This window comes from Dermabacter jinjuensis (assembly GCF_902381725.1).
Lineage (GTDB): Bacteria > Actinomycetota > Actinomycetes > Actinomycetales > Dermabacteraceae > Dermabacter > Dermabacter hominis.
Genome location: NZ_LR698963.1, coordinates 2356165 through 2377736, shown reverse-complemented (window position 1 = coordinate 2377736; position 21572 = coordinate 2356165). Strand labels below are relative to the sequence as shown.

Annotated in this window: 19 protein-coding genes, 3 tRNA genes and 1 rRNA gene; all 23 read left to right on the top strand. The window is 62.9% G+C overall.

Annotated features, from left to right (window positions below):
- Window positions 1-105, top strand: a 5S ribosomal RNA gene (rrf, locus tag FXY94_RS10705); the annotation flags it as partial.
- A gap of 208 nt (window positions 106-313) precedes the next feature.
- The gene (locus FXY94_RS10700) at window positions 314-1318 is read left to right on the top strand and encodes a polyprenyl synthetase family protein (RefSeq protein ID WP_016665068.1); all 1005 of its coding nucleotides are present in this window, start codon (window positions 314-316) and stop codon (window positions 1316-1318) included.
- 111 nt (window positions 1319-1429) lie between these two features.
- Window positions 1430-2455, top strand: coding sequence for a PP2C family protein-serine/threonine phosphatase (locus tag FXY94_RS10695; RefSeq protein WP_016665067.1), 1026 nt, complete (start codon window positions 1430-1432; stop codon window positions 2453-2455).
- A gap of 120 nt (window positions 2456-2575) precedes the next feature.
- The gene (locus FXY94_RS10690) at window positions 2576-6727 is read left to right on the top strand and encodes an FtsK/SpoIIIE domain-containing protein (RefSeq protein ID WP_016665066.1); all 4152 of its coding nucleotides are present in this window, start codon (window positions 2576-2578) and stop codon (window positions 6725-6727) included.
- Between the two features lie 102 nt (window positions 6728-6829).
- Window positions 6830-7096, top strand: a complete 267-nt coding sequence (locus FXY94_RS10685) for a hypothetical protein (protein WP_016665065.1) — start codon at window positions 6830-6832, stop codon at window positions 7094-7096.
- Window positions 7097-7238: 142 nt separating this feature from the next.
- On the top strand, window positions 7239-7502 hold the full coding sequence (locus FXY94_RS10680) for a hypothetical protein (protein ID WP_016665064.1): 264 nt from the start codon (window positions 7239-7241) through the stop codon (window positions 7500-7502).
- Between the two features lie 35 nt (window positions 7503-7537).
- A complete protein-coding gene (locus FXY94_RS10675) occupies window positions 7538-7810 on the top strand; it encodes a hypothetical protein (protein ID WP_016665063.1) in 273 nt (90 codons plus the stop codon).
- A 339-nt stretch (window positions 7811-8149) separates the two neighbouring features.
- Window positions 8150-8231 (top strand) — tRNA-Tyr (locus tag FXY94_RS10670).
- A gap of 95 nt (window positions 8232-8326) precedes the next feature.
- Window positions 8327-8399, top strand: a tRNA-Thr gene (locus FXY94_RS10665).
- A gap of 57 nt (window positions 8400-8456) precedes the next feature.
- Window positions 8457-8533, top strand: a tRNA-Met gene (locus FXY94_RS10660).
- A gap of 93 nt (window positions 8534-8626) precedes the next feature.
- On the top strand, window positions 8627-8797 hold the full coding sequence (gene rpmG / locus FXY94_RS10655; RefSeq protein ID WP_016665062.1) for a 50S ribosomal protein L33: 171 nt from the start codon (window positions 8627-8629) through the stop codon (window positions 8795-8797).
- Between the two features lie 199 nt (window positions 8798-8996).
- Entirely contained in the window at window positions 8997-9449 is a 453-nt protein-coding gene (locus tag FXY94_RS10650; protein WP_016665061.1) for an FAS1-like dehydratase domain-containing protein, read from the top strand.
- Between the two features lie 8 nt (window positions 9450-9457).
- The gene (locus FXY94_RS10645; protein WP_016665060.1) at window positions 9458-9892 is read left to right on the top strand and encodes a MaoC/PaaZ C-terminal domain-containing protein; all 435 of its coding nucleotides are present in this window, start codon (window positions 9458-9460) and stop codon (window positions 9890-9892) included.
- The gene (locus tag FXY94_RS10640; protein ID WP_016665059.1) at window positions 9889-11007 is read left to right on the top strand and encodes a UDP-N-acetylmuramate dehydrogenase; all 1119 of its coding nucleotides are present in this window, start codon (window positions 9889-9891) and stop codon (window positions 11005-11007) included. The genes FXY94_RS10645 and FXY94_RS10640 overlap by 4 nt, the downstream gene beginning before the upstream one ends.
- A 97-nt stretch (window positions 11008-11104) precedes the next feature.
- Window positions 11105-12373 (top strand): serine hydroxymethyltransferase, encoded by a 1269-nt coding sequence (gene glyA, locus FXY94_RS10635; protein ID WP_016665058.1) that lies wholly within the window; start codon window positions 11105-11107, stop codon window positions 12371-12373.
- A 29-nt stretch (window positions 12374-12402) separates the two neighbouring features.
- On the top strand, window positions 12403-13305 hold the full coding sequence (locus FXY94_RS10630) for a bifunctional methylenetetrahydrofolate dehydrogenase/methenyltetrahydrofolate cyclohydrolase (RefSeq protein ID WP_016665057.1): 903 nt from the start codon (window positions 12403-12405) through the stop codon (window positions 13303-13305).
- A 136-nt stretch (window positions 13306-13441) separates the two neighbouring features.
- On the top strand, window positions 13442-14263 hold the full coding sequence (locus tag FXY94_RS10625; protein ID WP_016665056.1) for an exodeoxyribonuclease III: 822 nt from the start codon (window positions 13442-13444) through the stop codon (window positions 14261-14263).
- A gap of 69 nt (window positions 14264-14332) precedes the next feature.
- Entirely contained in the window at window positions 14333-14905 is a 573-nt protein-coding gene (locus FXY94_RS10620) for a copper chaperone PCu(A)C (protein WP_051120669.1), read from the top strand.
- Entirely contained in the window at window positions 14902-16146 is a 1245-nt protein-coding gene (locus tag FXY94_RS10615; RefSeq protein WP_016665054.1) for a Dyp-type peroxidase, read from the top strand. The genes FXY94_RS10620 and FXY94_RS10615 overlap by 4 nt, the downstream gene beginning before the upstream one ends.
- Before the next feature lie 26 nt (window positions 16147-16172).
- On the top strand, window positions 16173-17294 hold the full coding sequence (locus tag FXY94_RS10610; RefSeq protein ID WP_016665053.1) for a mannose-1-phosphate guanylyltransferase: 1122 nt from the start codon (window positions 16173-16175) through the stop codon (window positions 17292-17294).
- Between the two features lie 130 nt (window positions 17295-17424).
- A complete protein-coding gene (locus FXY94_RS10605; protein ID WP_016665052.1) occupies window positions 17425-18519 on the top strand; it encodes a BMP family lipoprotein in 1095 nt (364 codons plus the stop codon).
- A 153-nt stretch (window positions 18520-18672) separates the two neighbouring features.
- Window positions 18673-20247, top strand: coding sequence for an ABC transporter ATP-binding protein (locus tag FXY94_RS10600; protein ID WP_016665051.1), 1575 nt, complete (start codon window positions 18673-18675; stop codon window positions 20245-20247).
- Window positions 20244-21572, top strand: coding sequence for an ABC transporter permease (locus FXY94_RS10595; RefSeq protein ID WP_016665050.1), 1329 nt, complete (start codon window positions 20244-20246; stop codon window positions 21570-21572). Before FXY94_RS10600 ends, FXY94_RS10595 begins: the two co-directional genes overlap by 4 nt.

The window sequence follows — 21572 nt, the reverse complement described above, 5'->3', positions numbered from 1 at the left end:
AGCGTTGGGGAAACGCCCGGTTCCATTCCGAACCCGGTAGCTAAGCCTAACTGCGCCGATGGTACTGCACTCGGGAGGGTGTGGGAGAGTAGGACGCCGCCGAAATTATTCATCGAGAGCCCCGGTCGTAGGACCGGGGCTCTTTTTCTATTCGGAAACCGTCGGAAATCCCCGCTGGCTCCTGCACCAGCGTGACCCTCCCCATCCGTGCGCGTCGCAGGTGACTCTCGCGCTGCACGCAGCTTCAAATCCCGATAGAGTTAACGTCTGTAGTTCGTTCGCAGGGAACGGGCCCGTCAGGTAAAGGACAGTGATGGCGAGCTTCACGATGGATGACATCGACCCTTCCCTTGCGGAAGCGATCCAGAGCAGGCTCGAGGCTGTCGAAGATAAGCTGCGCGCTGCCGTCTCTACGTCGGACCCCATGATGCGGGCCACCGCTCCGTACCTGCTCGAAGCCGGCGGCAAGCGTGTGCGTCCGGTGCTTGTCATGCTCGCTGCTGCCTTCGGCGATCTATCGGCTCCTCAACTTGTTGACGCCGGTGCGCTCGTCGAGCTCACCCATCTCGCGACGCTCTATCACGATGATGTCATGGATGGCGCAGAAACCCGTCGCGGTACGAAAGCTGCTCATCGCGTGTGGGGCAACAACATCGCCATCCTCACAGGGGATTTTCTCCTAGCGCGCGCGAGTGCAATAAGCGCGGGCCTCGGCTCGGAAATCGTCGCCGTCCACGCGCAGACCTTCGAGCGCCTGTGTTTGGGGCAGCTCAACGAGACGGTGGGTCCCACCGAGCGTGACGATCCGTTTGCTCATTACATCGACGTGCTCTCGAACAAGACAGGTTCGCTCATCGCGACCGCCGGTGTTCTCGGAGCGATGATCTCCGGGGCGCCTGCGCAGGTGGTGGAGACCATGCGTGAATACGGCGAGGCTGTTGGCGTGGCCTTCCAACTTGCTGACGACGTGATCGATATCCGCGCAACGCCCGAGCAGTCCGGCAAGACCCCTGGTACTGATTTGCGAGAGGGCGTGCCCACGATGCCCACCCTCCTCTTGCGCTCCCATGTTTCCGAGCACCCCGACGACACGGCGTCAGCACAGTTGCTTGCCTCGCTCGACGGTGATCTCTCGAGCGATGAACGCCTCGCCGAGGTCGTCAGCCATCTGGCCAAACACCGTGTCGTCGACGAAACCGAGAAGCTTGCTGAAAGCTACGCTGATCGCGCTCTCGCTCTTGTCGAAGCACTTCCCGCAGGCGCGGCGAGGGATGCGCTCACTGCATTTACCGTGTCTCTCGTGAGGCGTCGTGCCTAAGGGGCGTGTGCGCCTGCACCGTTCATCGCTTCTCGCGTATGCTTGAGTACGCTCCAGGTACCGCGCGTGCTGAGTCCCCGCGGCGCCTCCTTATCGCGGCTGTACGGTCGAATGCGCTCACAGCGTTTCGGTCTTCACGCCGTGCTCGACCAAGGTGATGTGAACCAACTCGTGAATGCAGACCTTTCATTGCGTGCCGAACGGCACGGGGGAGATTTCGGTGTGGCCTCGACAGGCGCAACCGACGTTGGTCTCGTGCGGTCCATCAACGAGGATTCGTTTATTTCCTACGACCCGATTTTTCTCGTCGCCGACGGTATGGGCGGCCACAATGCCGGCGAAGTCGCGAGCGGAATCGTCGCGGATGAGTTCGCCTCGCTCGCCGGTGGAGACTACGTAGAGCTCGAGGACGTCGCCGACGCCATGGTCCGCTCCTATGAGCGCATTGCAAGCCTCGACGATGACTCGGGGCGTAGTGCAGGCACGACCGTGGCGATGGTTGCACTTACGCTTCACGAATCCGAGCCTCACTGGCTCGTGATGAACCTCGGCGATTCCCGCGTCTACATGCTGCGCGACGGTGAATTCTCGCAGATCAGCGTCGACCATTCAGTTGTGCAAGAACTCGTGGACCGCGGCGAGATTACGCTTGACCAGGCCCGCGTCCACCCCTATCGAAATATGATCACGCGTGCGCTCGGCGCCGGCCCCGATACGCGACCTGATTTTTGGCTCATTCCCGTTCGCCTTGGGGACCGCTTCCTCGTGTGTAGTGACGGCGTGACCGGAGAGGTCAGCGACGGCGAGCTTCACACGATGCTTCAGGAGACCTCGGAAGCGGATTTCGTAGCCCAGCGCATCGTGGAGACGGCCGTTGCCCATGGCGGGCGTGACAATGCGACGGCGGTCGTTGTGAGTGCCGTTGAACCCGATGATGCGGGAGTGTACGGGGAGCATATTTTCACGACCGTCGACCGGCTTGAACTGCCCGTGATCACTGACGAAGATGCGCTCGACGACGCTGCGACTGCGCAGCTGGAGGGCGAGCCTGACACCGGTGACCAAAGCGATCGCGGTGACGGCGCAGAAGCCGTCGGATCGTTCGAGGCTGAACAGGAGCACCCCGAGGGCGCCTGACGCACCTCGCCTTGTGCCGCACACAACCCCGCTTTTCACAATCGTGAAAGGCGGGGTTTGGCGTATCCCGAATCTTCGCGATTCTTGAGGAGGTAACGGTGGTGGAAAGGAGGCGGGCCCGTGACGCTGATAGTCGAGGTTAGCGCTTCCTCACAGCCTCCCGTTGTGCTGGAGATCGCCGCAGATGCCACCGTGAGCACGGGGGAACTTACCGAGCGCCTGCGGCATCATTTCGGCCTTGAGGGCGATGGGTATGCCCTGCGCATTGCGCGAGGGAGTACACAAGGGGTACCGGGCACGCTCTTCGCCAGTGAGGTCTCGCTTCATACGTCTGGGTTGGTATCCGGCATGAGCCTTGAGCTTGTGCGCACCCCGGGTGCCCGCCCTGAGCTTCGGCGGTCGGTGCCCTCGTCGTGGGAACTCGTGGTCGAAAGCGAGGGAGTGGAGCGCGTGTGTGCTCTCGATGTGGGGCTGTCGTCGCTGGGGTCATCCTCGACCTGCCGGCTCACCCTTGAGGGCGGGGGAGTCTCGAGTACGCATGCGTATATTGAGGCGGGCATCGACGTGTGGATCCACCCTGCTCAAGGGGCAGTGATAGCTCGCGAGGGGGAAGGGGAGGCAGGGTCGATTCGTCTCGCGCCTGGTTCCTATGCCCAGGTGGGGCCGTGGCGTGTCAGGGCTCGCCACAGGCCTGGCGCGGAGGTCGTAGTCGACGATGCGCCCGCGCGCGCATATCTTCCGCCCTCTCGAATTGAGCTCACGCAAGCGGAAGTGGAGATCGCGTTGCCGCGTGTGCCGCGTCGCGGTTCGTCACCGCCAGTTCCGTTTGTGAGCTTGTTCTTACCGCTCATGCTCGCTGGCGTCATGTACGCGCTCACACGGAGCACATTTGTCATCATTTTTGCGATTGCGATGCCAGCGATGGCGCTCGCGCACTACTGGTCCCAGCGCGCCCGCGTGCGTAGGGAATGGGTGGGTGCTGTTCGCGAGTTTGACGCAGCACTTGATGAGGCCCGAGCCGAGGTGCACGGTGTGCACGAAACGGAGAAAGCGCGCCTCGAGGCGATGCTCCCGTCGGCAAGGGCCATCCTCCAGTGGGACTCGCCGAAAACTGGAGATCTGTGGGCGCTTCGCGACGAGCACAGCGATTTTATGGTGCTTCGACTCGGCACTGGCCGCATCTCGAGCTCGGTGAGCTTCAAAGGGGAGGCTGGGGCGGAAGGGCCTCGTGCTCTGAGGGGTGAGCTGGATATTCTCCGGGAGCAAGGCTCAACCGTCATCGCGCCAGTGACCATCTCCCTGCGTGAGATTCGCGGGCTTGGCATCACAGGTGAAGGGCGCATGTCGCTTGCGCGTGCTCTTGCCGTACAACTGGGCGGGCGGCATTCCCCTTCCGACGTTCGCCTCGCCCTCGTCAGTTCTCCCGCCGCTAACGCGAGCGCACGAAATCTCGCCTGGCTTCCCCACGTTCGGCGAGCCGGCGCAGGAGGCGTGCTTGTCCTCGAAACCGACGAAAGTGTTGCGGAGTGGGCCGCGCGGCGCATGCCGGGCGCAGTGGAGGACATAACAGAAGCAAATGTCGTCATTGTCGCGTTTGAACCGACCACGGCGCAGCTTACGTCGCTCGCAATCCTCGCGGAGGCGTGGGAGGCGCATGGCGAGATTGGGCCTCGGCTGATCGTAACGTCGGGGGACAGCTCGCACGTGCCGGGCGTGTGCGCGGCTTTAGTCGAAACACTGGCTTGCGGTGCAGTGCTGTGGCATCGAGGGGGTACTGCCCCTGTGACTCTCGAGTCTCTCGAGGGGGTGGGAGAGCAGGCGATTCTCCCGTGGGCGCGCCGCCTGGCACCCTTGGTTGATGCCCGTACAAGGGAGGGCAGTAGTGAAGCGATCCCCGCGAGCGTGTCGCTCCTCGAAGTGAACGGCACCGAACGTCGTCACATCCGTGACCGTATCGCCCGAGCATGGCACGTGAGCGATCAAGCGCAAACCCTCACCCTCGATGCTCTCGTGGGGTACGGCGAGACAGGCCCCCTCACCATCCCACTGCGCACGTGGGGTCCACACGCGCTTGTGGCGGGCACAACGGGATCGGGGAAATCGGAGTTCTTGCAGTCATGGGTTCTGGGTCTCGCTCTTCGGTATTCGCCGCGACGGCTCACCTTCCTGTTCGTGGACTACAAGGGAGGGGCTGCACTCGGGGAGTGTGCGCGGTTGCCGCACTGCACTGGGCTTGTCACGGACCTCAGCCCCGGCCTCGTGACACGTGCACTCACGTCGCTAAAGGCGGAGCTTCGCTACCGGGAAGAGCTGTTGGCCCGCATCGGAGCGAAGGACAGCGACGAGTACGCCGAAAGCGGCGGCACTGACTTGCCCGCGTTCGTGATCGTTGTCGATGAGTTTGCCGCGCTGCGCGACAACTACCCGGAGTTTCTTGACGAACTCATCGACATAGCTCAGCGAGGCCGCTCACTCGGGATCCACCTCATTCTCGCGACGCAACGCCCCGCAGGAATTGTAAGCGAACGACTTCGAGCGAATGTAAGCCTGCGCATCGCCCTTCGATTGAGCGACGCCGCCGATTCAATCGACGTCATCGGGTCAAAGGCAGCCGCTCAGATTTCCCTCGACACCCCGGGCCGAGCCGTCGTGAGCGCGGTGGGAGCGGGCCTTCAGCGCGAGGTGCAGATGGCGTACTCTGGCTCGCGCGGAGAAAGCGACCGGTCCTCGAGGCTCGCGGTCACTCCTGTTACGGCTATGAACATCGAGGGCGTGCCTCGCGATTGGGATGCTGAGCCGAAACGGTCGACGGCCACGCCGACGCGGGGACACACGCGAGAGCGGACGGAGGCGCGCCTCATCGTGGATGAGGCGATCGGCGAATGGTCACGGACTGGTGCCAGGGTACGCTCCCCGTGGTTGCCGCCGCTCGAGGAAAACTACGCGGGCGAGGGGCTCGCGAAAGAATGGGGGCTCCCAGCGCCTTTCGCACTCCTTGATGATCCGGCTCGCCAACGCCGCGCGGTCGCGCGAGTGGGAGAGCCCGGATCCGTGTATGGCGTCTACGGTGCCTCCGGAACTGGGCGGAGTACGAGCATCGTGAGCATCGTGCGCTCGACCCGCACGGTAGAGGACAGGCCTCGAGTGTTCGTCATCGATTCGGCAAGCAGAGGCCTCAACGTGCTCATCGACGAGTCTCACGCCGTCGCATATGTGAGGGGAGACGACACCGCCTCGGTCCTAAGAATGCTCCGTCACCTTGCTCGTACTGAGACTCTTTCTCGAGCGTCGATGCTCGTGATCGACTCTTTCGCGGACCTATGCCACGAGGCCCATCCGAGCGATCGCGAGGATATGCTCTCGCTTCTCGGCGCCCTTGCCCGCACGGCGCGCGCACGCAAGCTCACTCTGGTTATCGGGGCCACGGGCCCCAGCGAACTTCCGCGGAGCCTCGAAACATCGTGCACCGAGAGAATTATTCATCGACTCTCGCGGCCCGAGGACTATGCCCTGTGTGGGCCGGCCGTCAGGCTCACCGATGCGGCACCCGTTGGCCGGGCTAGTATCGGTGGCCTCGAGGCTCACGTTGCGCTCTTTGATGAACCGTGCGCGCGCGAGGAGCGTGACCGGAATGCATGCCTCGAGGCCTTTACACTCTCCCGACGGTTGCTTGACGTGCGCGAGGCTCGAGAGCTCGTGCGCGATCCGCGTCGCGGGTTTGTAGGTTTCTCCCATACTGACGGAACACCGGTTTCGCTCCCGCTTATGCCCGGAGGGCTCGTGTTGGGAGGCGCGGCTCATGAGCGCCTCGCGCTGCTCGAGTCGCTTGCGCACCTCGCCCACGATCGTGAAGTCCTACGTGTCCCTGCTCGTGCCTCGAGCGATGCCGAGCATCCGCGATACCTACTCGAGCGGGCGAAGGGCATGGGAGCTGCGGCATTCGTTCTCCTCGAGGACATCAAAGCTCTCGAATCCGACGGCGGTGGCCCCGAGCTGGGTTCCGCTATCCGCGGGGCACTCGGTGCTGGTGCATGTATCTATGGCGGGCTCGAGGGAGGCTCATTTTCAAGGCTCGGATCCGTGGGGCCGACACTCGCGCAGTCGGGCTGCGGCATTGTTCTCGGAGCGAGCGAAACTGATGTGTTTACCGTGTTCGGTCGCACTCCGCCTCGCACGAGGTGGGCGAGCACCCCGGACGTCGCCTGGCTTGTCGAGGGGCACGAGTGCCGACTTATCGTCCCCTCGCTCGTGGCACGCAGCTGCGCGGCATAAATCGCGACTCCGCTTAGCGGAGGCGAACACACTGCATGACACGACAACAGCACCCATCAATGACTTGAGACCACCACACACCACCACGAAGGAGCACACCTCATGGGTGAAGGAATGGATCCGGCCGCAGTCGAGCGGCTCAGCGAACTCTTACGGTTCAACGCAGAAAGTTGGAGGCATGCGGGGCAGGAGCTTCATACCCTCATCGGTGCCCTCTCCTGGAAAGGCCCCGATGCCGAGACTTTCGCCAATCACGGCCATGAGGTGTCTGCTCACCTCTTGACCGTGAGCGACATGCTCAGACAACTCGCCCTTGCACTGGTAGAGCAGGCGGCAGAGCAACGTCGTGCCTCGAGCGCGGTGCGCTAGCCAACGAGCGTCGAAAAGCTCGGTCCGTTATCCACATCGGAGCCAGCCGCTCTCGCTCCACAGAATGTTCGTGGGCGCTGAGGCCGTAGCGTGAAGGTGTCGGAAATCGACCGTCGTAGATGACATGAGAAGGGAAAACACCATGATGAAGGGAATGGATCCCGGGAGCGTTGAGACCATGGCGGGTGAGCTCGAGTCGCTTGCCGTTTCGCTCCGTGACACGGGAAGTAACGCGGTGAACATGGTCCAGTCACTCGAGTGGGCCGGGGAGGACCGTGAAAACTTCCTGGCGCAGCTGGGCACTCTTGCCCACGCGGGTGACGACAATGCCGCGAGGCTCGGGCTCTTGGCCGAGAACGCGCGCGGGCAGGTAGCCGAACAGCGCGCGGCCTCGAGCGCCGGGTAGCACACACGCTTCTACACACGACTCAAGGGGGAAACATGAACACGACATTTATCGGTATGTCGCCCGAACAGGGCGTCTCCACGGGCGAGGGCCTCGTCTCGCTCGCAACGGCAACCACGACTGCTCTGAACACCGCACGTGAAAGCGTCCAAGCCGCCCAGTGGGTAGGAGAGGATCGCGACGCGTTCGTCGCGAACTTCGAGGCCCTTGCGACGAGCATCGAAGCGCTACTGACGAACCTTCGCACGCACGGTGAGCAGGTCAAGCAAGAGGCGGCCGAGCAGATGCAGGCCTCGGCTGCAAGCTAGCGTACGCAGCCTCACCGGTTCTCTTTGGTTTCACGCCCTGTGCACGAGGGAAGAAGGGGGGAGGTGCACGCTTAGCGAAAGAGCGGTGCACCATGGGACAGAGGAGACGCACGCGAGGACGAGGGGGGAAGAGAAGGGGAAAGAATGGTGGGCGCCGCGGTTCAAACGGCTGCGGCGCCCACCCACGGAAAGGTCCGGCTTGGCCGCGTGCACATCCTGTGAGAGGGAACACGGCTCCCAGCAGCCAATCTGCGTGGACGAAAGCGTAAAGGATCGCTAGTATTGATCAGGTTCGCTTCGCGATATGAAACCTCGAGAGGTGGCGTATTCGGCGAGCAAGGCAGGTTACCCTAGCGGCCAAAGGGATCTGACTGTAAATCAGACGGCTCAGCCTTCGGGGGTTCGAATCCCTCACCTGCCACGCAGATCACCTCCACGAAAGTGGCTGTGATCCGCCGCACCGGGGACTTTCCCAAATTGCCTAGAGTGGCAAAACACGGTAAGTTTTCACGCGTTGCCCTGATAGCTCAGTCGGCAGAGCATCTCCATGGTAAGGAGAAGGTCAAGGGTTCGATTCCCTTTCAGGGCTCTGATCGGATGGCGGCCCGGCACCGAAGCATCGGTGTCGGGCCGCAGTTCCGATCGAGCCGGGGTAGCTCAGACGGTCAGAGCGCACGACTCATAATCGTGAGGTCGCGGGTTCGATCCCCGCCCTCGGTACCACTCCAGGTTTCCCTGGCGTGTTGACGTGCCTGCATGACGCAGGCGATAGGACCCGCGTATGCAAGATGCGCGCGAAACGGAAAGAGGCGAGTCATGGCAGCAAAAAGCTCTGACGTGCGTCCTAAGATCACCTTGGCGTGCGTAGATTGCAAGAACCGCAACTACATCACCAAGAAGAACCGTCGCAACACCCCTGACCGCCTCGAGCTCAAGAAGTACTGCTCGACGTGCGCCAGCAGCACGGTTCACCGCGAAACCCGCTGATCCATACGCACATACTCATCAAAAAGCCACCCCGGGTGTGCTCTCCGGAACCCCTCCGCTGAGCCGCTCACGAGGGTGGCTTTTTGCTGTGCAGTACGGTCCGGGGCGCACCACCACGGGCCGCGCTGAGCGACCGGATACGATGAGAACCTATGCGTGCCGTTAGAGGGCCGCACAACCGATCGAAGGGTGAGAACCAATGGCATCGCCGAATCCTGACTTCGCGGGCCGCGTGTACGACAGTGGCCCGTGCGTGCGAGTGTCGGAAACGAAGATCCGCGAGTTTGCCGCCGCTACCGGTAACACGCATCCCCTCACGGTGAGTGAGGATGCTGCACGCGCCGCGGGTTACGAGGCGATTATCGCGCCGCCCACATTCCTCGTGACGCTCGCCCAGGCAGAAGAGGCACGCTACATCAACGACCCGGAAGCCGGAATCGACTTTTCGCGCGTCGTCCACTCCGAGGAGTCCTTCGCCCTCAGTCGCGCGATTGTGGCAGGCGACGAACTCACTCCCAGCCTCACCGTCGAAGCTCTCAAGCAGGTTGGGCCGCACGCGATGGTGACGACTCGTGTGGACTTTACCGATGAGGCAGGCGCGCATGTCGCGAGCGTCCGTTCGTCGCTCGTTGTTCGAGGCGAGGAAGGCTAACCGGCATCATGACCATTCCCACCACTCCCACGCTCGAAACCCTCGCAAAGGGCGATGTCGTTGCACGCGAGACGCGACGTTTCACGCGCGACAGCCTCGTGCGCTATGCGGGTGCTTCTGGCGACTTTAACCCGATCCATTACAACGATGCGTTCGCACGCGAGGTAGGGCTTCCCTCCGTTATCGCACACGGCATGCTCACGATGGGCACCGTGATTGCCCCCGTTCTCGACTGGCTCGGCGATCCGGGCCGACTCGTGTCGTACGAGACGCGCTTTACGCGCCCGATCGAGGTGCCTGCGCTCGGTGGCGTCGACATTGATATTGAGGCAGCCGTCGGACTCCTGACCCCTGAAGAGGGCACCGCGCGCATTGACATCACGGCGAGTGTTGACGGGCACAAAGTGCTGACGAAGTGCCGCGCGGTGGTGAGGCTCGCGTGAAGCTTTCGGACCTCACGACTCTTCGCATCGGTGGCGAGATCAAGCACTACGTCGAGGCACGCACCGAAGAGGAACTGATCGCTGCCGTGCGCGACGCCGATGCGGCGGGCGAGGAACTGCTCGTCCTGGGCGGTGGTTCGAATCTCGTCGCGTCGAACGCCCCCTTCGAGGGAACCGTTGTACGCGCGGTCGGTGAGGATCGCCCGACGTGTATCGATGCGACCTGTGAGGTGTCGACAACAGGCGAGGCGCGGGTCGAAGACCGCACTCCGCTTGCGCCTGCCTGCGGCGGTGCGAGCGTCGAATACTTCGCTGGGACCACGTGGGATGCCGCGGTTGCGTACGCGGTCGAGCGCGAGATGATTGGGATCGAAGCGCTTTCAGGCATTCCGGGAACGGTGGGTGCCACTCCCGTGCAAAACGTCGGCGCGTACGGGCAGGAAGTGTCCTCTGTCATCACTCGTGTACGCACGTGGGATCGGCTCGAGAATACGATTCGGACGTTCTTTGCTGCCGACTGCCAGTTCGCGTACCGAGACTCGATCTTCAAACGTACGCGGATGCCCGGTGGCGGCGCGACCGGCCGTTACGTGGTGCTCTCGGTAACCTTCCAGCACCACCTCGGCTCCCTCTCGGCTCCCGTGAGGTACGCGCAGCTTGCCGAGCGACTCGGCATCGAGCCGGGGCAGCGCGCGCCGATGCGTGAGGTCCGCGAGGCCGTCCTCGACATCCGTGCGCGCAAGGGTATGGTCCTTGATGAGGGCGATCACGATACGTGGAGCGCGGGAAGCTTCTTCACGAACCCGATCCTCACGCACGAGGAGGCTGCGCGGCTGCCTGAGGCAGCGCCCCGTTACGAGGCTGAGGGCGGAATTAAGACGAGTGCCGCATGGCTCATCAGTCATTCGAACCTCGAAAGGGGATTCACGCTCACACCGGATAGGCGCGGTGCGGCACTGTCGACCAAACACTCGCTGGCTCTCACTAACCGCGGTGAGGCAACGAGCGAAGACATCGCGCAGCTTGCGAACCATGTACGCTCCGTGGTCCACGATCGATTCGGGGTGTGGCTCGAGCCTGAGCCGGTGCGTCTGAATGTTCGGATAGGTGCGTAGGCGCGGAGCCGACGCTTGCTCATCTGGCGCTGTTGCCTGGCTCACTAAGTGATTACACTCGAGCAGGACATAAGTCTTAGTACGCGAAGGAGCGCATATGAGCACGCATAGCGATTCGATTGCCACGGTCGACCCGGAGATCGCCAAGGTTCTCGATCAGGAACTGCATCGCCAGCAAACCACCCTTGAAATGATCGCGAGCGAGAACTTTGTTCCGCGGGCGGTTCTTCAGGCCCAGGGGTCGGTTCTCACGAACAAATACGCCGAGGGCTACCCGGGTAAGCGCTACTACGGTGGCTGCGAGTTCGTGGACGTCGCGGAAAACCTGGCAATTGAGCGTGCGAAGTCCCTTTTCGGTGCTGATCACGCGAACGTGCAGCCCCATTCGGGCGCGTCCGCCAACGCGGCTGTGATGCATGCTCTCGCAAGTGCTGGCGACACCCTCATGGGGCTTTCCCTCGCGCACGGCGGGCACCTCACCCACGGCATGAAGATCAACTTTTCGGGCAAGCTCTACAACATCGCGGCCTACGAGGTCGATCCCGAGACCGGCCGCATCGACATGGATCGTGTGCGCGCGCAAGCGCTCGAGGCGCACCCGAACGTGATCGTTGCCGGGTGGTCGGCGTACCCGCGCCAGCTCGACTTTGAAGCATTCCGCTCGATCGCCGATGAAGTTGGTGCGAAGCTGTGGGTCGATATGGCGCACTTCTCGGGTCTTGTGGCCGCAGGTCTCCACCCGAGCCCGGTGCCGTTTGCCGATGTCGTTTCGACGACCGTTCACAAGACTCTCGCGGGTCCCCGCTCGGGCCTTCTTCTCGCCAAGCAGGATTTCGCGAAGAAGGTTGACTCGGCGGTGTTCCCTGGCCAGCAGGGCGGCCCGCTCATGCACGTGATCGCTGCGAAGGCGGTCGCTCTGAAGCTCGCGGCGACCGACGAGTTCAAGGAACGCCAGAAGCGCACGCTCGAGGGCGCGCAGATTCTCGCTGAGCGCCTCGGTCAGGCTGACGCGAAAGAGGCCGGCATCGAGCTCCTCTCAGGAGGCACCGACGTTCACCTCGTACTCGTTGACCTCCGCAAGTCTGAGATCGACGGGCAACAGGCCGAGGATCTCCTTCACGAGATCGGCATCACCGTGAACCGCAACGCGGTTCCGAATGATCCGCGTCCGCCGCGCGTGACGTCGGGTCTTCGCATTGGTACGCCGGCGCTTGCGACGCGTGGTTTCGGTGCGAGCGAATTCACGGAGGTCGCCGACATCATCGCGACCGCACTTACCGGCAAGGGGGATGTCGAGCAGCTTCGAGGGCGCGTTCGTACGCTCGTGGAAAACACACCCCTGTACGCCGACCTCACCCAATACTGAGAACTCACGACGCAAGGAGTAAGGACGCTATGACTGCACAAATTCTTGACGGCAAGGCCACGGCGAAGACCATTAAGGAAGAACTGCGCGAACGCGTGGAGAAGATCGTTGCTGAAGGCGCGGTTCGCCCTGGCCTTGCGACCGTGCTCGTAGGCGCGGACCCGGCCTCGGAGATCTACGTTGCCGGTAAGCACCGCGATTCCGAGGCAATCGGCATCAACTCGATTCGCAAGGACCTGCCCGAGGAGACGACTCAGGAGGAACTCTTCGCAGTCCTCGATGAGCTCAATGCCGACCCGGCCTGCACGGGCTACATCGTGCAGCTTCCCTTGCCGAAGCACATCGATACCGACGCGGTTCTCGAGTACATCGACCCGCAAAAGGATGCCGATGGTCTTCATCCCGTGAACCTTGGCCGACTCGTGCTCAACGTCAACAAGCCCATCACCACCCCGCTGCCGTGCACGCCGCGCGCCGCGATTGAACTCGCGAAGCGTCACGGTATCGATTTCAACGGCAAGCACGTTGTCGTCGTAGGCCGTGGCGTGACGGTGGGGCGCCCCATCGCGTCCCTCCTCACGCGTCGCGAGCATAATGCGACCGTCACCCTCACGCACACTGGCACTAAGAACCTCCCGGAGCTCCTCAAGCAGGCCGACATCGTGATCGCCGCTGCCGGGGTGCCACATCTCGTGAAGGCGGCCGACCTTCGCGACGATGCCGTTGTGCTCGACGTTGGTGTAACGCGTGAACCGGATCCGGAAACGGGTAAGCAGAAGATCAAGGGCGATGTCGAGCCCGCTGCTAAGGAGAAAGTCGCCTGGATCAGCCCGAACCCGGGTGGCGTCGGACCCATGACTCGCGCGCTGCTCATGCAGAACGTTGTCGAGTCGGCCGAGCGCGCGTGGGAAGCCGAAAAGGCTAAGCGCTGATACCCGAGTTGCCTTGCACGTTCACTGTGTAGAACGATCGTGGGGTGACTGACGGCAGGGACCCGTCCTTCGTGGGGCGGGTTCCTCCCCGTCAAATCGGGCGCGAGCGCGCCCGTGGATGAATGAAGGAGTAAGTGTGACTTTCACGGTGGCGACGGTTAACGTCAACGGCATTCGGGCGGCGGCTCGCAAAGGTATGGGGGAGTGGCTTGCCTCGTGCGGCGCAGACGTCGTCACCTTCCAGGAGGTGCGTGCTCCCGAGGACCTCGTCGAGGGACTCGTGGGACAGGGGTGGCGGTCGGCCGCACACGCCTCGATGCTCAAGGGCCGCGCGGGGGTTGCGATTGCGGTGCGCGAGGGGCTCGAAGGAGCGAACGTGGGAGAGGTCCGACGCTTGCTTCCCAACCTCGAGGCGGATTCGCACACCGGCCGCTGGCTCGAACTCGACGTCGAGGACGCACTCGGCGACGGCATGGACCTAACCGTGATTTCCATGTACATGCACTCGGGCAACGTCGACAAGCCTCAAACGATGGTCGATAAGTACGAGATGCTCGAGGGCGCCTGGTCGCGCCTCGAGGAATTGCGTGCGAGCGGGCGCCACGTGCTCCTCACGGGAGACCTCAATATCGCGCACACGAACCTCGACATTAAGAACTGGAAGGGCAACCTCAAGAGCGCGGGTTTCCTTCCCGAAGAGCGCGCCTACATCGATCGCCTGCTTGAGGCGGGGGAATGGGTTGATGTGCACCGCGCGCTCGCTGGCGATGTGCCCGGGCCGTACACGTGGTGGTCGCAGCGCGGGAAAGCCTTCGATAACGATTCGGGCTGGAGGATCGACTACCACCTGGCCTCGAAGGAACTCGCCACGCGGGCTGTGTCCGCACGCGTCGACAGGGCTGCGAGCTACGACACGCGCTGGAGTGATCACGCCCCACTCGTCGTGACTTACGAGTAAATTTCGAGCAGAAAAAGATAGGCGTGCCCCCGGCGAAGGCTGGGGGCACTGGCAGAAAGCGATGTGACAGTGGTGAACACTCGGTGGAGTATCAATCGCCGTGGTTTTGTAGGGCTCGCGAGTCTCGGCATGGTTGCCCTCGCCGGATGCTCGGCACTGCCCGAGAAGGACGCCCCATCGAAAACGCAGCAACCGTCGGAGGCCACGGATGCTCACGATGGCAGCGTGAAGGTGACCGACGCATGGGCGAAGGCAGCAGACCCCGCTGACACGGACATGACGGCAGTCTTCGCGTCCCTCACCTATGCGGGCGGTGCAAAGGAGAGCGTGCAGGTCACAGGCGCGCGATGCGATGCGGCGGACATGTGCATGCTCCACGAGGTTGTGACAGAAAACGGTAAGAGCACGATGCGCGAAGCCGAGGGCGGATTCACGCTCAAGGCCGGCGAGAGCTTCATGCTCGAACCCGGTGGCCCCCACATCATGCTCATGGGGCTGACGAAGCCCCTTGCCGCTGGCGAGAGCATCGCGCTCACCCTCGAAATCGAGGGGATGGATGACGTGGACTTCACCGCAGTCGTCAAGGACTTCGCGGGCGCGGAGGAAAACTATGACGACATGGGCAGTGACGACGGCCAGTGAGACCCGATGGTGACCGGCGAGCTTTTCTCGCCGCAGGCCTCGTAGGAGCTGCGGGAGTCGGTCTTGGCGCTGCGGGGGCGAGCGCGTACCACGCCTCAGCGGAGGAGAATCCCGAGCGCACGGCACCAATCCCTACCGAGGAGGAGCTCGACAAGCGCCGCATCGTGGGCGAGGCGCGCGAGAGCTTTTATGGCCCGCACCAGGCGGGCATCGCTGAGCCACCACTCGCGCACGGGGTCTTCATCGCCCTTGGCCTTCGACCGGAAACCGATAGAAGCGGCCTCGAACGAATGCTGAGGCTCTTAAGCGACGATGCTGCGAGGCTGACGCAGGGGCGTGCCCCGCTCGCCGACACGGAGCCCGAACTCGCCGATGCGCCCGCACGGCTCCGGGTCATGTTTGCGCTCGGTGAGAAGGCGGTTGCGCTCGCCGGTGTTGAGCCGCCCTCGTGGCTGAGGCCGCTGCCGGCGTTTGAGATCGATAGGCTCGAGGATCGTTGGTCGGGCGGAGACGTGCTGATCGCCCTGCAATCGGACGACCCGATCGCGCTCGCCCACGCTCAACGGATGCTGCTCAAGGATTCGCGCGCGTTCTGCACGCTCACCTGGGTGCAAAAGGGTTTCAGGAATGCGCGCTTTGCTGCCCCCACGGGGTCTCAAAGGAATCTGTTTGGGCAGATTGACGGGACAGTGAACCCCGAGGGGAGCGGTCTCGACACGCACGTGTGGATCAACGATGGTCCGTTCGCCGGTGGCTGTTCGATGGTGGTGCGCAGGATCGCGATGGACGTTGACGAGTGGGACCGTGCGGACCGCGTGGCTCGCGAGTTTTCCGTGGGGCGACGGATGTCCGACGGCTCCCCGCTCGCCGGTGGGCCAGGCGAAAACGGCGAAGCCGATTTTGCCGCGAAAGACAAGCACGGTTTTCACGTGATCGGCGAATACTCCCATATGCGGCGCGCGAGGTTGGCGGACGACGGTACGCACCACGAGAATGAGCAGATTCTTCGACGGCCCTTCAACTACGACGACGCACCCACCGGGAGCGAGATCTCGAATACCGGGCTTATTTTCGTGAGCTATCAACGCGACGTCGACGAACAGTTCGTCCCCATGCAACAGCGGCTTTCCGACGGTGACTTGCTCAATACATGGACGACGCCGATTGGCTCGGCTGTGTTTGTGGTCCTTCCCGGGTGCCGCGAGGGCGGTTTCGTCGGGCAGAGTCTCTTTCAGCGTTGACGCACCAGCTCCGTTAGCCTTGGCCTATGACCACCTCCTCCCCGTTTATTCCCGTCATTCCGGCTGGAGGCTCGGGCACGAGGCTCTGGCCGCTTTCGCGTCAGAGCCACCCGAAGTTTCTCCTTGACCTTGAGGGCAATGGTGCGAGTCTCCTCATCAACACTCTCGAGCGTCTCGCGCCCCTGTCCTCGGCGCGGCCAATTATCGTGACGGGGCGTGCGCACCGTGAGGCAGTCGCCGCGCAGGTTGGCGATGGTGCCCAGGTCCTTTTCGAGCCGAGTGGAAAAAACTCGATGCCAGCGATCGCGTGGGCTGCCGCGCTTGCGGAGCGCGAGCACCCCGGTGCCATCATTGGCTCCTTCGCCGCTGACCACGTGATCGCACCGAAGGAAGACTTCTGGAAGGGTGTCTACAGCGCGATCGCCGCTGCGGAACTCGGCTATCTCGCGACCATCGGGATCGAACCCACGTCGGCGTCGAGCGCTTTCGGGTACATCGAGACCTGCCCGTCAGATGCGGCCGATGAGGACGCGATTGCCCTGCGCTCCGCGGGAGCTTTAAACGTCGCCCGTTTCGTCGAAAAACCGGACGCCGCAACTGCTGACGAGTTCGTGCGAAGCGGACGTTTCATGTGGAATGCGGGGATGTTTGTTGTGAAGGCGCGTGTGCTGCTAGAAGCCCTCGACGATCTCCATCCCGAGATCAGCGACGCCGCACGAGCTCTCGCGCTCGAGGGGACCGGGGGAGAGCTTTCGAGGGAGGGCAAAGCGATCTGGGCGAGCCTCGAGCCGATCGCGATTGATCATGCGCTCGCGGAGCCGCTCGCCTCGCGCGGGGCGGTCGCCGTCGTGCCCGCGAGCTTCGCGTGGGACGACATCGGCGACTTTCGGGCGCTCGCGCGAGTGGCGCGCGGCGAAAAGGAGAACGAGGGCGGCGTGGATGTCGCGGGGACCGCCAAGGTCGTGAGTGTGGATTCTCGGGCGCGCGTGTATTCGAACTCCAAACGCCCAATCGCTCTGGTTGGTCTCAATGGCATTAGCGTCGTCGAAGCAGGGGACGTTTTGCTAGTCGTGGACGAGGCGAAATCGCAAGACGTCGGGGCACTCGTGAAGCGCCTAGAAGCGGAGGGACTGGAGGGCCTTTTATAGGCTTCTGACGGATGCTCTCCAGATTCCGAGTCTGGGAGTGCATTCAGGTTAACGGAGCGTTACATTAGGAGGAGGACGCCCGGACCCGCCGGGCGTACCCTCAACTGGTCCCCTCACGTTGGAGGCAATCGTGAAGTCCCTTTCCCGCGCGGCCGCACTGCTCGGTGCTGGCGCCCTCGTTCTTTCCGCCTGCGGCACCCCGCCCGAACAGTCCGGCTCCGATTCGGGTGCTGGAAAGGGCGGCGATTTCAAGGCCTGTATGGTGTCCGATTCGGGCGGTTTCGACGACAAGTCGTTCAACGAGTCAGGCTTCAACGGCCTCACGACTCTCAAAGAGGACAAGGGCTACAAGGTGCAGACCGCCGAGTCGTCGAGCGAAGCTGACTTCTCGCCGAACCTGCAAAACATGGTGCAGGGCGATTGCAACCTCATCTACGCCGTTGGCTTCCTTTTCTCGCAGACCCTCAAGACTGAGGCCGAAGCAAACCCCGATACCCACTACGCCATCATCGACTCGACCGCTCAGGATGCCGACGGCAACCCCGTCGAGGTCGATAACGTCAAGCCGATCACGTTCGATACCGCTCAGGCGGCCTACCTCGCTGGTTACGTGGCTGCTGGTACCACCAAGACCGGCACCGTTGCGACCTACGGTGGTGCGAAGATCCCCTCGGTGACGATCTTCATGGACGGTTTTGCCGATGGCGTCGCAAAGTACAACGAAGTGCACGGCACGAACGTCAAGCTCCTCGGCTGGAACAAGGACAGCCAAGACGGCTCGTTCACGGGCGACTTCGATGACCAGACCAAGGGTAAGGCTCTGACCGAAGGCTTCATTTCCCAGGGCGCAGACATCATCATGCCCGTCGCGGGCCCCGTCGGTGCAGGCACCCTCGCGGCCGCGAAGGAAAAGGAGGGCGTCATGGTTGTCTGGGTTGACTCCGATGGCGTGGAGACCAACCCCGACGCGAAGGACGTCATCATCACCTCGGTGATGAAGGAGATTGCAGCCGCAGTCGAGACGACCGGCACGGAGGCTGCCGAAGGCAAGTTCACGAACGAGCCGTACGTGGGCACCCTCGAAAACGGTGGCGTCGGTCTTGCTCCCTACCACGAGTTCGATAGCAAGATCCCCGCAGAATTGAAGAAGGAAGTCGAAGACCTCCAGAAGCAGATCGTCAGTGGCGAGATCGAAGTAACCTCGCCCGCTTCGCCCAAGCACTGAGTCTCGGAACTCAGTCACTTGTGACGATCATCAATAAGTAGACTGGCGGCCCCCTCCCGCGGGAGGGGGCCGCCAGCACGCCCATCCCCCTTATACTCGAATCCACACCCCTCGGGCCCGCGGGGTCCGTGTGACTCACGGAAGGCAGCGCTCGTGAAACTCGAACTGCGAGGCATCACGAAGGTGTTCGGCTCGCTCGTAGCCAATGACCACATTGACCTGGTCATCAACGAGGGCGAAATTCATTCGCTCCTCGGCGAAAACGGCGCGGGTAAGTCCACCCTCATGAACGTTCTGTACGGGCTCTATCAGCCCGACGGCGGCCAGATTCTTATCGATGATCAGCCCGTGCATTTCGCGGGCCCCGGAGATGCTATGGCCGCCGGTATCGGCATGGTGCACCAGCACTTCATGCTCATCCCGGTCTTCACCGTTGCGGAAAACGTGGCGCTCGGCCACGAGCCTACGAAGGGCGCCTTCCTCGACCTCGACCAAGCACGCGCGAAGGTGCGCGAAATCTCCAAGCGCTTCGGCTTCGACATCGACCCGGACGCAAAGGTCGAAGATCTCCCCGTCGGTGCGCAGCAGCGAGTCGAGATCATCAAGGCGCTTTCGCGCCGCGCCGAGGTTCTTGTTCTCGACGAGCCCACGGCGGTGCTCACGCCGCAGGAAACCGATGAGCTCATGCAGATCATGCGTCAGTTGAAGGATGAGGGCACATCGATCGTGTTCATCACCCACAAACTGCGCGAGGTTAAGGCAGTCGCGGACCGTATCACGGTCATTCGACGCGGCAAGGTTGTGGGCGCAGCCGATCCAAGCGCGCCGCAAACCGAACTTGCAAACTTGATGGTGGGCCGTCCGGTGGCCCTCGACTTTGCGAAGTCTGAGCCGAAGGGCGGCAAGGCGGCCCTCAGAGTTGAGGACCTCACGGTCACGGACTCGCAGGGGCTCAAGCTTTTGAACTCCGTGAGCTTTGACGTCCACGAGGGAGAAATCCTCGGTGTCGCGGGTGTTCAGGGCAATGGCCAGACGGAACTCACCGAAGCTCTCCTCGGCCTTCAGGAGAACGTGAGCGGTCACGCCGTCCTGAACGGCAAGGATCTCGTGGGCCTCAGCACGAAACGAATCCTGGACGAGGGCGTCGGGTTTGTTCCCGAGGACCGCACCGAAGACGCCCTCATGAAGTCGTTCTCGGTCGCTGAGAATCTTGTTCTCGACCAACACGACCGCAGGCCTTTCGGCTCGGTAATCTCCCTTCACCCGGGCACGATTCGCACGCACGCCGAAAGCCAGGTCAAGGAGTTCGACATTCGCACGGCCGGAATTGACCTTCCCGTTGGATCCCTCTCGGGTGGCAACCAGCAGAAGGTCGTCATGAGCCGCGCGCTTTCGCGAGACCTTTCGCTCTTTATCGCCTCTCAGCCCACACGCGGCGTTGATGTCGGCTCGATCGAGTTCCTTCACAAGCGCATCGTTCTCGAACGAGATAAGGGAACCCCGGTCATCATCGTCTCGACCGAACTCGACGAGGTGTGCCAGCTTGCCGACCGCATCGCGGTGATGTACCGCGGTGAGATCCTCGGGATTGTGCCTGGAGACGAAAGCCGCGAAGTGCTGGGCCTCATGATGGCCGGGTACACCGCCGAGGCGGCTCGCGAGGCCGTCGCTAACGGAACGGGAACGCTGAGTGAGGGCGCCCTGACCGAGGAAGGAGAGCTCTCGTGAGCGAGAAAAATACCGCGTCGAGTCGCACCCTCGCGCAGCGGATTGGCCGCAGCGAAGTCTCGGTCGTCATCGGTGCGTTCATCATTGCCGCGATCATCGGTAGCGTTCTCATCCTGATCGCCAATGAAGATGTGCGTGAGTCCTTCGGCTATGTCTTCGCGCGCCCGAGCGATTTCTTTGGGGCATCGTGGGCAGCGATCGCCGGGGCGTACGAGGCGATGTTCCGCGGCGCTATCTTCGACTACAACGCGCGTACGACCGCCCTCATGTGGCGCCCTCTGTTCGAGACACTGACAGTCGCGACTCCGCTGATCATCGCCGCCTACGGCATGGCCGTGGGTTTCAGGGCGGGCATGTTCAACATCGGCGGCACCGGTCAGCTCCTCATCGGTGCTGCAATGGCCGGATACGTCGGATTCACGTGGACGTTCCTTCCGCCTGTCGTCCACCTCATTGTCGCGCTTGCGGTCGGTGCACTCGCAGGTGCGGTGTGGGGCGGCATTGCGGGCTTCCTCAAAGCGCGATTCGAGGCGAACGAGGTCATCTCGACCATCATGCTCAACTGGATCGCGGTCTCGCTTCTCGGCTTCCTCCTGACGACGAAGGCCTTCACCGCAGCGAACTCGTCGCAGCCCATCTCGCCGAACGTCGCCGTGAATGCACAGCTTCCCATTCTCATCTCCGGTTACCGTCTGCACGCCGGTATCTTCATCATGCTCCTCGCAGGCGTGTTCATGTGGTGGCTGCTCACGCGCAGCTCGCTCGGCTTCAAGTTCCGGACCGTCGGTGAAAACCCCCGCGCCGCGCAAGTCGCGGGCATCAAGGTTGGCACGACGAGCTTCCTCGTCATGGTCGTCGCCGGCGCACTCGTGGGTCTGGCCGGCTCCGTTCACTTGCTCGGCACCGAGCACCGCCTCACGAGCGGAATCGCCGGCAACGTCGGCTTCGACGCGATCACGGTTGCGCTCCTCGGCCGCTCGGGCCCCATCGGGATCCTCCTTGCGGGTCTACTCTTCGCGGCCCTCGGCGTGGGTGGTCGGTTCATGGAGTCGAACCAGGGAGTCCCGATCGACCTTGTGAGCATCGTCCAGGCGCTCGTCGTGCTCTTCATTGCCGCGCCACCGCTCGTGAGGACCCTCACCGGTCTCTCGTTCCTTGCGCGAGACAAAAAGGACGACGACACACCGGCGGGTAGTGCCGCTCCCGCGACGGAGGAATCCGACGCCTCCACGGCAACCGTCGGAACCGTAACCCCCGCCGCAGCCGGCAGCCACCGGGCAAGCGCACCCGCAGCCGACTCCGCCGACGCTTCGAAGGAGGCATGA